This is a genomic window from Clostridium sp. UBA2485 (assembly GCF_002341865.1).
GTDB lineage: Bacteria > Bacillota > Clostridia > Clostridiales > Clostridiaceae > Clostridium_J.
In genome coordinates, this window is sequence record NZ_DDOV01000112.1 from 586 (window position 1) to 12288 (window position 11703).

Consider the following 11703-nt stretch of genomic DNA (forward strand, 5'->3'; position numbering starts at 1 on the left):
GTCCTTTGACTTAATAATAAAACGGGGGAGGTTTTCATCTCCCTTTTTAAATATAGATAATTAAGTGTATAAAAGAAACTAATAAAGTCTTATTATAAAAGCCACTGCAAATACTTAATTTTATCTATTTTAGACATAGTTATTATCCTCTTTCCAGTAAACTCTAAAATCTTACTATTTAATATCCCACCCGATAGAGCCCCTGACTACTTGTTTAACTATTTTATATAATTCAGAACATGAGTCTTTTTAATCTTTACATATCCTCAAATTCAATATCCATTTCTATAAATTCTTCCCTTAATAAATAATTATTATTTTATTTTCTAATTAGGTTTACATTTCTTAATAAACTTTCGTTTTTTATTATTGAAAATTAAATTTTATCCTAAGTAAAGCAAAGGAAAATAATAGGGATAGTTATTATTCCTTTGTATCCCCTTTACAAAAAGGGATAGATGAATTTTCAGAGAAATTAACTCTATTAAATGTAAGGTAAAATACCATATAAAAAAGGAATAACACTGCTACTATAATTTTAAATGCACTTAAAGATAAATTTTCATTTGTAAATAAAGATTTTAAGAAAATAACGAATAACAAAATAAAGGCTCAAACTTTTCTTATGAGCAATAGAGAACTTTTATGAAAAATTACAGAAACCTTTGAAGTTGTAACTTTAAAGATTGCTTATAATATAGACTTTTAAATAGGCATGAGATAAATAAGAAAACTTTCTACAGAACTATCCACTGTTTTACAAGTGTAATTAATTTCTTATAAGCTAGGATGACTACTTCTTAGCAACTTCAGACCTTTATCTAAAAGATAGTCGTGAGCATAGAATAGTTGCTGAAGAATTCTATATTGTTTCTGAATAGAGCATAGCAAACAACTTTTAACTTGCCCCTTTAAAATATATATTTTAAAAGACCTGTAGTACTATCACACTACAGATCTTTTACGGATTACTGACACATATATATTAAAATGTTCTGCTTTTTGTATCTACAAGATAACAGTCCTAGTAAAAATAAAACCTTAAAACTCTCTACTCATAATACTGGCTTATCAGTAATCAAGGTAATCGTAACTGTTAATTTTTTGTGGGAAATTTACTTAGAGCTTAAAAGGTACGTTTTTAAAAAATAATAACAGTTCTAAGTAAAAAATTTTGAGTTAAATATTATTATGATTATATCAACAAGTGAACGTGAAAACTGTATAGATGAAAAAGCCGTCCTGTTAATGGGATGGCTTTTAAACAAATTAGCATTCAAAATTAATTAGTGCATTAGAGTTGTTTCGATTTTGTTGATTCTGATGATATTGTTGAGTTTTTCCTGTGGGTTCCATATCTTTATTATAATCTTCATAGGATTCTTTAACTAATTCCATAAGTAAGTTTCCGTACTGTGTATCACATTCTGCTATCTGTTGAGTTTCCATGGAGGCTTGTACTAGTATTCTCTATTCCTCTTGTTTACTTTTAGCATTTCTCAATTTGTTTTTTAAAGATTCATTTACCTGCTTTGCGAAGCATCTCTGGATCAGCACGGTTTATTAATTCTTTTTCTTCTTCTGTTAATTTCTGACCTCGTGCAATCTTTCTAGCAATTCCTTCGATTTTTGCCTGCTCTTCATACATCTTATTGATATCATGCTAATAAAGCATACGATCCAATTGTGGATTTTCCTTTCTAGCTTTATCAATTTTTTCTCGATCTTCTATAGTTTTATTCTTCTTATTATGTAGATTAAAAATATACTGAAAATTTATATCTCCTTGAATTTTCATTTCTCTAGTCCTCCCTCTTATCTAAATATTCAATGCTGATAGCTTTATAATTTTTATATCGAACATTTAAATAAGAATTATAGTTCTTCTTAAAAGTTAACATATAAACATGTTAAAACTTCTAGATTTGTTTGGTAATGTTTTATGTTGTTATTGAATATATATCATACCTATATAAATAATTAATAGCCTTCTGAAAATTGATGATGTAAAAGATTTGTAACAATCTCTTAAGGAACTATTTGTTAGTACTCTATAGGAAATAGTTAAAATAGAATTAAAGGGCCATTTGGGTTATTCTAAGTATAAGTATAACTATAAAAATAAAAGAACTAAGAATAGTAGGAACGAGAGTAAATTCCTTTATTATGATAATAATTAAATAGTAGCATTAAAGTCCACTAAATACTCATCTACAAATATTCTCTATTTTCGTGTTAACTTCAAAATGCCGCCATTCCTTTTATACATAATAAAAGAGCCCAATTAAGAGCTCTTTTAAACTATTTACGACGGATTTTACTTTATACTATTGTTCAGTTGAATCAATTACAGTTTTTGATTCATTATAAGTATCAGTCAATTGTTGCACAGGTGAATTGTAAGGTTTAGCCCAACCTTGAGTTACAGCTAGTTCTGTAAGAGCAGTATGCCCTCCAACTATTTGACTTAAACCAGCAGAATATATGGATCTCAATTCTGGAGTACTGCTTGTTAACGTAGCATTAAGATATGCATCAGCTGCAGCTTTTCCAGAAGAAAGCATATTTGTAGATATAACCTCATCATTAATATTAACGTTATTTTTAATTAGGTTTCCAATTAAATTTGCCATTCTATTATACCTCCGCTATAACTGTTACTTGATTTTCATTAATAAACTGTTGTAATCCTTTTATCCTACCCTCTGATGCTAATACGCTAGATTCACCTTGTCTTTTTAAGTTTTCATCCGTTATTAGTGCATTCACTGCTCTCTGTACAATTAATCCATCTTGTTCCATTTTCAATAGTGATGTTAAAGATAGTACTTCTGCTTCTGAAAGTTTTCTCATATTGTTACCTCCGCTAAATATAATTTATATATGCTTATATTATGTGATTTTTAGGAAGTTAATAGTCGTGTTAAATTTATCCAATTAAATAAATATTATTTCTGCCTTAAAACTCCATTAACTTTTTTTATATACCCTTTTCTTACATATACTCTTCTAAATTATCTATTGCCTTTTGTTTACCTATCCTTTTACTACTACATTAAAGACATACTAAATATCTTTCTGCTTACTTGATTTTTAATTTCTTTAGTTAATAATACCAATCATTCTTACAAATTTTATACCTATATGAACTATAAATATTTAGCATATTTTCATCTCACTTTAATTTTTTACATAAAAAAAGAGCCCCCCTATAAGCTCTTCTCAAAATTAATTTACTATATCTTATTAAAAGTAAAAAATTGTTTTTTAAATCCTACTGGAAAATTTTGAACTTTAATCAACTTTTACATCCACTTCAAGTATCTGACCAGTATTAGCATCTATTTCAACTTTATATACTCCAGTAGTATTTTTAATAGTAACTTTATAGATTAATAAATCCCCTTTATAATCTATTTCAACTTTCATTACCTGACCTGGAAATTGCTCTAGAGCAATTTGAATAGCTGCTTCACTGTTAATACGATAAGCTCTCCAGTAATTATCCCACAGACTATAATAAAGATCCGTCATTACTTGCACACCTTTCTTTTAACATTCCCATAATTATTGTATTCAGGTACCTGGAAATTTATGTCTTATACTATTATATATTCATCACATCAAAATAAAGCAACCTCTGCTCTAAGTCCTCTAAAAATTATTCAACTTAAATTGACTTAATCTAATTAAACAATTTACTAATTATCAATTCTTTCATAACCACAGCCACAAGTATATTTAATACTTAAAGTAAAATTATAATCACTGTTATCATCTAATTTTACATATTCTCTATTTATCTTCTTGCCACATTTAGGACAAATTAAATATTCATTCATTTTTTAACTCCTTCCTAATTTTCACTATTAATATATTTGAAATATGGACTAATTAAATATCTATTTCTACTGGCTTATCTTGATAACATGCAATATTTTGTTTTGGACTTTTTTTAAGTATTCTATTTAGAATCTTTTGAATTTGATTTATATCCTTATCTTCTATATCTTTCCAAATTAAATTTTCCCACTCTTCATACATATTGTCGCACTCTTCATTTTTAATAGCACTTTTTAACATATCTTTTGCGTTAAGAGCTGCATGATGAATCCCTAATGTATAAACATTCATTTCTTTAAATTGATCTATATTTGTAATCAACTCTTCTTTTGTCATTAGCTTATATTCATTACCAACTACTAATATTTCATTATCTTTTAAAGTTGACAATTTAACCATTCTTATTCCCTCCTATTTCAGATTATAAAAAATAATCCCTAATCATTTTCTAAAACTTATTCTTTTATTGCATTTAGCCTCAAATAAAAGCTTAATTTCTTCTGCTGAATATCCTATAACTTCTTAGTGCCCTAATTTCTCAACTGCTTTTTATATTAAAATCTAAAAATCCTTCTATTTTATAATACAATCAGCATATGTAATTTGTTACTTATAATAACAAATTATCTTCTTTTAACCATTTTACATTATTAAAAGAAAATTATTTCTTTAACATTTTCTTCTTTATCTCTTTCTGTTAAACTTGGTGCTACAAATGTAAAATCTGATACAATGTTTTTATTTACCAAATAAAAGTTTATTTCATTATGTACATCTTTTAAATCTATTCTTATTAACATCTTTTTAAGGCTTTATTAAATTTCACAATTAACAATCTTATTAAATAACTTCAACTCAATAGCCTAAATCATTAACATTAATTTATAATATAAAAAATACCGTAAAATTCACCTTGAATAATACAGTATTAGAAATTTAGTTTATATACATTTTTGTTACTTTTATATAAAACTATATTTGACTTTTACATAAAAGTTCTCTAACTTCCATTAATATTTTTCCTAACATATTTTTTCCCGTTCCCTCTTTACCACATCCCCAATAATAATCATTAGAAGTCTTCTCTATTATTTCTTCTTCTCCTGTGGATAAAAGTATCTTCAATATGTCTTTATGACTTTTAAACTTTTGCAATACAGCTTTTCGCATTATATCATCCTTTACTTCCTCCCAGTCTTTCCTCAAAGGCTTAGTTCTATCACGTCCCATTATTGCAGCATCCATTGGTGTTTTTGCAAACCTCACCTCTTCTTCATATTCACTTATAACGAACTTTTGAGCTTGGAAATAATGTTCACTTGTTTGCCGCCACTTCTCATCAAGCTCAAATCCATGCTTTGAAAAGTTTGAAAAATATCCATATTCCTCATTTATCTTATAAAAATATATAGTCATATTGTTCTCCTTATAAATTTATTAATTCAATTAAATTTAGATATAGCCTTCTAATAATATGATATTTATTTATTCAATGATAAATAATTAATATTAATCATCTGCTCCATTAATCCCTATTGTATTCAATCATTTCTCTAATAGCCTCTTCTAGCCAAGCCCAAAAATCATTGTATTCTTTTCTTTGCTCATATCCTACTGATGCAAAATCATGTATTATTTAAACCCTTTCACCTTTATCTACTTCGAAACATGCTATATCATCATTGTCATCTCGTCTTGCGAAAGGTATTAGTTTTCTATTGGGATATCTTTCTTTAAGTCCTTTGAACCTATTTAATATTCTTTCTTCATCCATGATATACCATAAATCAAAGTCTAATAAGTTTAATTCTACGGCTTTTACAAATGAATCTGGATATTGAAAGTCATCAACCCCTAATCTATCCTCTAAAATTTCTATATTCATAATTATTTACCTATCTTTTCATAACATCTGCTTCTCTCGATGATTCTCAATCCTCACCATATTTTATTACTATAAAATCTAATTATTCTTTAGCTAGTTCACCTTCCTTATATGAGATATGAGTCTAAAGTAAGACAATTAGCATTCTTATCCCATACATCATTCGTCTGGTAAGTATCAAACTCAATTAACCTTTGCTATTGGTTAGTGCATCCCAATACCAAGCTTACAGCAAACTTTCACCGCCAGTTATTAGCCATGTTAACATACTAATAAAAGGATGCCTATTTTAAATAAGCATCCTTAATTACTTAATATATATAATACGAAATTGGATTAATTTTCTCATTATTAGAGTTAATTATCTCAAAATGTATATGTGGTCCAGTTGACCATCCTGTTGAACCAACCTTTGCAATTTGTTGTCCTCCACTGACGCTCTGTCCCTGACTAACTAAAAGCTCTGAATTATGAGCATATAAGCTGCTGATATCTCCATGATCTATAACCACTACATTCCCATATCCATTCATCCAACCTGAGTAAGCTACAGTTCCATCTTTAAGTGAATACACTCCAGCACCATAAGGTGCCCCTATATCAAGAGCTCCATGAAATTCTTTCTCACCTGTGATAGGACTGACTCTTCCTTCAAATTCCTGAGTTATAGGATACCCATTTCCTCCTGTTATTGAAAAAATACTTCCATTTGATACTTGTCCACCACTAGGCACATCTTCATCGCTAGACATAGATCCACCTCTAGATGGTCTACTCTCAGCCTCCATACTCCCAATAGCTGTAATTATTTCATCAAACTCACTTTGCTGCTTCGCTAATATAGCTTCATGTACATCAATATCACTTTCAATTTCAGCTATAAGTGCATTTTTCTCTTGCTTATTATCTTTTACAGTACTCATTTTACTATTAGCAGTTTGCATCATACTTTCAAGATTGCTTTTTTCATTCTTAGCTTGAGTAGTAGTGCTTTCCAGCTCGTCTTGTTTTTCCTTAAATTCATCCATAAGTTCTTTATCATATTTAATCAAACTTCTTATAGCTTCTACTTTTTCAATGAAATCATAAACTCCTTCTGATCCAAATAATATCTCTATGTAACTTTGGGATTGGTTCATATACATAATACGAAGTCTTTCTGCCATCACTTCTTCATTTTTTGCTAAATCAACCTTTAATTTCTCTGATTTAACCTCTAAATTTTTTATCTTCTCATTTGAATTACCTATTTGGGAATTTATCTCCTCAACTTCATGTTCTAACTCATTGATATTTTTTTCTAATTCATGAATATCATTAAGGACATTTTCCTTATTTTTCTCTAATTTTTTTATCTCATTCTTGCCATTATTGATTTTCTGTTCAATATTATTGGACTTATTTTTCATATTGTTAATATCATTTGCTAGCACATTTCCTGTCGCTAGGTTGCTACATAGTATCAATGCTATTATAATTTTAGTTTTATTATTCATAAAAACTCCCTTCAAGTTATAATGCTTGTCTACTTATTTTTTATGTCATTTTACCAACCTAAACACTTTTTGTCAACTTTTAATTCAATTTAACTTTTTTATGTAAAGGATCCAATTTATTAATTTTTTTATTGCTTTCTCTGTTAACTAACCATATACCTATACATACACATATTAATGCTATGGCATTTTTTAATTCCCATATATTCTCATGTAAAAATATAGCTGATAATATTGAACCAAATATAGGTGTTAAAAAATTAAAAACAGCTACAGTTCCTACGTTGTTATACTTTAAGAGAATTGTCCACAATGAAAATGCAATGGAGGAAAGCATTGCAAGGTATATAAGTAAGCTTGTGGATTTTATAGTAAATCCTGATATAGAACCATTAAAACCGTAACCTAATCCAATAAGTACAGCTCCTCCTATGAATAATTGATATCCCGTTACTACCACTGAATCCATAGACTGTGTAAGTTTCTTACCATAAATAGATGATGCAGATAGTATTAATGCAGAAATCAAAATTGCTCCTTCACCTTTTATGGTAAAAGAAGAACCCAGTAACTGCGAATCGAAATTAACAATGATTACACCTATAAATCCTATAATACACCCTAAGGTCTTTTTTAAATTTAATTTATCATTTATGTATATATAATGAGCTATTATAACGCTAAAAAAAGCTCCTGTTCCACTCAGGATAGAACCCTTTGCACCGCTAATATAAGCTAATCCTAAATAAAAAAATATGTATTGTAAGCAGGTTTGTGTAATTCCCAGTAATGCTATTTGCCCTAGTTGTCTTTTATTAAACTTAAAAAGTTCTTTTTTACTTAATAATGCTATAAAAAGTACTATTAAACCTGCCAAAAAAAATCTATACCCTGCAAATACTAATTTAGAAGGTATATCCTCTGAAGCAATGTTAAATACTTCATATCCACTTTTTACTGCTGGAAAGGCACTTCCCCATAACATACAACACATAGTTGCAAATATGTATATTACTTTTTTCTTCATAAAAAACTCTCTAGTATTCATTTATATTCTCCTATTGTCAATATATTTCACTATTAAATATATCACTAAATTAGCGATTTATAAATATATGCTATTCATAAATTCCTTTATCTTAACATACATTTTGATAATTCATTTTTACGCAATTTATCTTTGGCGATTTATGTATCTAGTTATGCTGTTTTATATCCTCCTTCTAAAAGTTGAATAATTAGTTTGGATGTATACTCTATCAACATCTATTAAAACAAAAATATCGACACTACTATAGTATCGATATTTCAATTACAACGATATTTTTTTTTCATCTAGGTGTAAAGGGGCATAGATGGGAGAAGATTTTAAAAGCACTTTTTAGTTTCATCAATTTAAAATTACTTTTTAATTTTATCTACTACTTTGCTCCATTTACATCCTACTTACTGGTTAATAATAATTATGAAGTAAGTTTTCTAGTTTCTGACTCTTCAAAAAACAATCTAACAAGATGAATTTCTTAACTTAATTGCTTTTTCTCAAAATTATGCATCTAGTATAAATATTATTTTTCAGTTAGTTTATTTCCACACAACACCAATTTCCTCAAATGAAATTCTACTTTCCTCTAATTCCTCTACATCATTAGTTCCTATTAATTGAATTTCATCTTTACTTAATATAATATCTCCAGATTTTTGATTAATTTTTCGCTTAAAAATTGTTTTTAACAACTCAGTTTGTTCTGGAGACATATCATAATATTCTCTCCATTCTTCTATTGATCTATCAAAATCCATTAGTTGTCTTTCTAATAAAAACATTCCATTGTCATACATATCTTCAATAGAATCTATTGTTAAAAGATTTTCTCCTACTCCCCAAAATGCTGTGGTAATAATGGGCATTATCTTTCCTTCTACATCTTCTAATAAATATTGCAATGCCTCTTGCTCACCAAGACTCATTATCTCTTTTGGTGCCCCTGCAAAATATTCCTTAGCTTGCTTGGCATTATTTATTATTTTAATTCTATCACTATTATCATTACGAAATACACCTACACAATATTCTGAATGAAAAGTTATAGTTCCTCGTACCCCTTCACTATCTTGAATATTGTAATTTATCCCATCCCATGAATGTTCATTTGATAATTCAGGATAATGTGCTACCATAATTGCATGAGCTATTGATGCCAATATACATCCTTGCCATAACTTCTCCCTTTTCCAACTTATTTCATTAATCTTATTAGGCATAACATTCTCACCTCTATTTATTTCACTTATCTATATTTTCTTTTCTTAATAAAACTTGGCATTACTGTAGCTATTTGAGCACCTTTAGCTTTAGGGTCAATATTATCTAATTGGTCATTCATTTTGTAGAGGTTTTACCCCTCTTTAGCTTTTACTAGGCTTAACAAGTACCTTTTCGGACAAATCTGATTTAACAACCTCTTTATTCATTTTCATGTTTTCTTGTATTATATTTCTTTTTTGAGCTTCAGTAAAATCTTTACCTGGACCAACCCTGAAGCTGTGCATATGGTCTAGCACAGCTATCTCATTTGGCAGAGCCCATCTTTTTATCTTTCAGCCATTAAAGCTAACTTTTTCAATATCTACTACTATTTTATCACTATAAAAATTAATGAACTAGCCTAATTATGTTTCAGCTAATTCATTTTAATCGATTGTCACTATCACGCTTAATATTAGCAGTTAATATTATTACCATTCTTATTGATTTATCTTATCATTTATAAATGGGCTAATTTTACAGTAAGTTATATATTAGCTTTAAATCGAGATTCTAATCTACTCTCCCGTAATTTTACAACTTAAACTAAATCCTGATTCAACAATAGTATTATATGCAAAATTTAAAAATTCTTCTGCCTTCTCAGTAATATCATATTTTGCATATATCATTATTTCTATATTTCTATCTTTTGCCTCTGGATAACTCTCATATACTTCTCCGCTTTCGATAAAACCTAAGTACGAATTTATCTTATCTTGAAGCATTATTAAATGTTCATATTCATTGCTCCAATCTAAATGATCAAAAATTCCTAGAATTACATTACCATTCTCTTTATCTATACCTATATCATCAACTTTATCTTTATCAATTATTGACATTATTTCACCTTTATTCCCTTCTTATTATCTCAATCTTTGTTGATGGTATTTCTATTCCCTCTATAAATAGTGGCTTACCTTTACCAGCAACAATTCCTCTATCTGTTGACGTGCTATCTTTTGATTTTTAGTTAATGGTGCTATTGGTGATGCTTTTACTTTTTATCGTAATTTGTTCAACAACATCATAAGCATTTTCTTTCATTTTTTCTAATGCCCCTGTCTCAAATTCTCTTTCATTAACTTTATTCTGTTTTAATATGTAGCTTTAGTTACCTCTCAATATCAACTTTATTAATCTTATCCAAAACTTTTTCTTTAAGTATTTCATCAGAATCATCTATATTCTTAATAAACTCATTATAAAATTTCAATATTTTTCAATTATGGATTTTAACATTTTAATACATAACACTATTCTATTATTATAAAAAATAATGAACCAGCCTACTTAAATTTCAGCTGGTTCATTTAATCTTTTAACTGCATTATTACAATTATGCAGTGATTCTTGTAATGTATTTTTCTACATCAGTACTCTTTTCTAAAATAATTATATATATCGTAATCTAAATTTACATTTTTTCAGCAAAAATCTCGCCAATTTTGCAATAAGCTTTAAAATGAATGAGTTATTTTTCGGTGTTATCTATTATTTTAAATTTTTAGTTTATAGTAATTTGTACTTAGCTATAAACTACCCTATTATATAAATTCAAATTCTTTTATGTTCTGAAATCTTATATTTTTTAGTTTTGCTTGCTCCAATGTATTCTTAACTCTCTCAGTTACAATCACTACACCAAACCAATTTTTGAAAAAGAATACATCTGAACCATCCCATTCATTAAGATTTATGCTTAGCCCATGTACATTACTTTTGCTAGCAGAACTAAACTTATTACACTGCTCACATTTTTCAACTAATGTGCTATCTTTATTTCTTAAATATCCACATCTTCCATTTACAATCATTTCTTTTAACCCACTAACATCTAGTTGTACTGGGTTACCCTTATTATCATAACAACCAAGCATATCGATATCTTCAACATTAAATCCAGAGGCATTCATTCCTTTTAGTATATTATGTACCTTAGTATTAATAATTGTATATTGAGGAACTTGATAAATATCTGCTTCTTTCTTACCTTCAAAATATACAGTAAGCTTTGATGTTCGTTTTATCTTTCTCCCTCCACATAAGTTGCATACTTCAACTTCATATTTATTATTTTTATATATTGCTTCTGCATATCCCCCTTCATAATCCTCATTTAGAATGTAAAACTCTTGTTGCAAAATCTTCATCTCCTTTAACATTTA

General features: G+C 28.0%; 17 protein-coding genes. All 17 read right to left on the bottom strand.

Annotated features, from left to right (window positions below; all coding sequences use genetic code 11):
• Positions 1-1269: 1269 nt before the first annotated feature.
• The 17 genes from B3603_RS20385 to B3603_RS20465 all read right to left on the bottom strand — a co-directional run bounded on the left by B3603_RS20385 (position 1270) and on the right by B3603_RS20465 (position 11679).
• Positions 1270-1449, bottom strand: a complete 180-nt coding sequence (locus B3603_RS20385) for a hypothetical protein (protein ID WP_291568397.1) — start codon at positions 1447-1449, stop codon at positions 1270-1272.
• 70 nt (positions 1450-1519) lie between these two features.
• The gene (locus tag B3603_RS20390) at positions 1520-1648 is read right to left on the bottom strand and encodes a hypothetical protein (RefSeq protein WP_291568398.1); all 129 of its coding nucleotides are present in this window, start codon (positions 1646-1648) and stop codon (positions 1520-1522) included.
• A gap of 15 nt (positions 1649-1663) precedes the next feature.
• Positions 1664-1798, bottom strand: coding sequence for a hypothetical protein (locus B3603_RS20395; protein WP_291568400.1), 135 nt, complete (start codon positions 1796-1798; stop codon positions 1664-1666).
• Between the two features lie 529 nt (positions 1799-2327).
• A complete protein-coding gene (locus tag B3603_RS20400) occupies positions 2328-2633 on the bottom strand; it encodes a spore coat protein (RefSeq protein ID WP_291568402.1) in 306 nt (101 codons plus the stop codon).
• Positions 2634-2637: 4 nt separating this feature from the next.
• Positions 2638-2853 (bottom strand): hypothetical protein, encoded by a 216-nt coding sequence (locus B3603_RS20405; RefSeq protein ID WP_291568404.1) that lies wholly within the window; start codon positions 2851-2853, stop codon positions 2638-2640.
• Between the two features lie 441 nt (positions 2854-3294).
• Positions 3295-3534, bottom strand: a complete 240-nt coding sequence (locus B3603_RS20410; protein WP_291568406.1) for a PepSY domain-containing protein — start codon at positions 3532-3534, stop codon at positions 3295-3297.
• A 167-nt stretch (positions 3535-3701) separates the two neighbouring features.
• On the bottom strand, positions 3702-3842 hold the full coding sequence (locus tag B3603_RS20415; RefSeq protein ID WP_291568408.1) for a hypothetical protein: 141 nt from the start codon (positions 3840-3842) through the stop codon (positions 3702-3704).
• Positions 3843-3894: 52 nt separating this feature from the next.
• Positions 3895-4242, bottom strand: a complete 348-nt coding sequence (locus tag B3603_RS20420; RefSeq protein ID WP_291568410.1) for a hypothetical protein — start codon at positions 4240-4242, stop codon at positions 3895-3897.
• A gap of 251 nt (positions 4243-4493) precedes the next feature.
• Complete coding sequence (locus B3603_RS20425; protein WP_291568412.1) at positions 4494-4643, bottom strand: hypothetical protein; 150 nt, start codon at positions 4641-4643, stop codon at positions 4494-4496.
• 172 nt (positions 4644-4815) lie between these two features.
• Positions 4816-5259, bottom strand: a complete 444-nt coding sequence (locus B3603_RS20430) for an NADAR family protein (protein ID WP_291568413.1) — start codon at positions 5257-5259, stop codon at positions 4816-4818.
• A 220-nt stretch (positions 5260-5479) separates the two neighbouring features.
• Entirely contained in the window at positions 5480-5728 is a 249-nt protein-coding gene (locus B3603_RS20435; protein ID WP_349676835.1) for a hypothetical protein, read from the bottom strand.
• A 311-nt stretch (positions 5729-6039) separates the two neighbouring features.
• Positions 6040-7224 carry a murein hydrolase activator EnvC family protein gene (locus B3603_RS20440; protein ID WP_291568416.1) on the bottom strand — a complete coding sequence of 395 codons (1185 nt, stop codon included), beginning with the start codon at positions 7222-7224 and terminating at the stop codon, positions 6040-6042.
• 79 nt (positions 7225-7303) lie between these two features.
• Complete coding sequence (locus tag B3603_RS20445) at positions 7304-8272, bottom strand: DMT family transporter (protein WP_291568417.1); 969 nt, start codon at positions 8270-8272, stop codon at positions 7304-7306.
• 536 nt (positions 8273-8808) lie between these two features.
• A complete protein-coding gene (locus B3603_RS20450) occupies positions 8809-9489 on the bottom strand; it encodes a hypothetical protein (RefSeq protein ID WP_291568419.1) in 681 nt (226 codons plus the stop codon).
• 144 nt (positions 9490-9633) lie between these two features.
• Positions 9634-9777, bottom strand: coding sequence for a hypothetical protein (locus B3603_RS20455; protein WP_291568421.1), 144 nt, complete (start codon positions 9775-9777; stop codon positions 9634-9636).
• Between the two features lie 273 nt (positions 9778-10050).
• A complete protein-coding gene (locus B3603_RS20460; RefSeq protein WP_291568422.1) occupies positions 10051-10377 on the bottom strand; it encodes a DUF6572 domain-containing protein in 327 nt (108 codons plus the stop codon).
• Positions 10378-11082: 705 nt separating this feature from the next.
• On the bottom strand, positions 11083-11679 hold the full coding sequence (locus B3603_RS20465) for a hypothetical protein (RefSeq protein ID WP_291568423.1): 597 nt from the start codon (positions 11677-11679) through the stop codon (positions 11083-11085).
• Positions 11680-11703 lie beyond the last annotated feature (24 nt).

Excerpts from the sequence above, each read along its gene's own strand:
- B3603_RS20385 (WP_291568397.1), bottom strand. The coding sequence starts at position 1,449 with ATGGAAACTCAACAGATAGCAGAATGTGATACACAGTACGGAAACTTA.
- B3603_RS20390 (WP_291568398.1), bottom strand. The coding sequence starts at position 1,648 with ATGTATGAAGAGCAGGCAAAAATCGAAGGAATTGCTAGAAAGATTGCA.
- B3603_RS20395 (WP_291568400.1), bottom strand. The coding sequence starts at position 1,798 with ATGAAAATTCAAGGAGATATAAATTTTCAGTATATTTTTAATCTACAT.
- B3603_RS20400 (WP_291568402.1), bottom strand. The coding sequence starts at position 2,633 with ATGGCAAATTTAATTGGAAACCTAATTAAAAATAACGTTAATATTAAT.
- B3603_RS20405 (WP_291568404.1), bottom strand. The coding sequence starts at position 2,853 with ATGAGAAAACTTTCAGAAGCAGAAGTACTATCTTTAACATCACTATTG.
- B3603_RS20410 (WP_291568406.1), bottom strand. The coding sequence starts at position 3,534 with ATGACGGATCTTTATTATAGTCTGTGGGATAATTACTGGAGAGCTTAT.
- B3603_RS20415 (WP_291568408.1), bottom strand. The coding sequence starts at position 3,842 with ATGAATGAATATTTAATTTGTCCTAAATGTGGCAAGAAGATAAATAGA.
- B3603_RS20420 (WP_291568410.1), bottom strand. The coding sequence starts at position 4,242 with ATGGTTAAATTGTCAACTTTAAAAGATAATGAAATATTAGTAGTTGGT.
- B3603_RS20425 (WP_291568412.1), bottom strand. The coding sequence starts at position 4,643 with ATGTTAATAAGAATAGATTTAAAAGATGTACATAATGAAATAAACTTT.
- B3603_RS20430 (WP_291568413.1), bottom strand. The coding sequence starts at position 5,259 with ATGACTATATATTTTTATAAGATAAATGAGGAATATGGATATTTTTCA.
- B3603_RS20435 (WP_349676835.1), bottom strand. The coding sequence starts at position 5,728 with ATGAATATAGAAATTTTAGAGGATAGATTAGGGGTTGATGACTTTCAA.
- B3603_RS20440 (WP_291568416.1), bottom strand. The coding sequence starts at position 7,224 with ATGAATAATAAAACTAAAATTATAATAGCATTGATACTATGTAGCAAC.
- B3603_RS20445 (WP_291568417.1), bottom strand. The coding sequence starts at position 8,272 with ATGAATACTAGAGAGTTTTTTATGAAGAAAAAAGTAATATACATATTT.
- B3603_RS20450 (WP_291568419.1), bottom strand. The coding sequence starts at position 9,489 with ATGCCTAATAAGATTAATGAAATAAGTTGGAAAAGGGAGAAGTTATGG.
- B3603_RS20455 (WP_291568421.1), bottom strand. The coding sequence starts at position 9,777 with ATGCACAGCTTCAGGGTTGGTCCAGGTAAAGATTTTACTGAAGCTCAA.
- B3603_RS20460 (WP_291568422.1), bottom strand. The coding sequence starts at position 10,377 with ATGTCAATAATTGATAAAGATAAAGTTGATGATATAGGTATAGATAAA.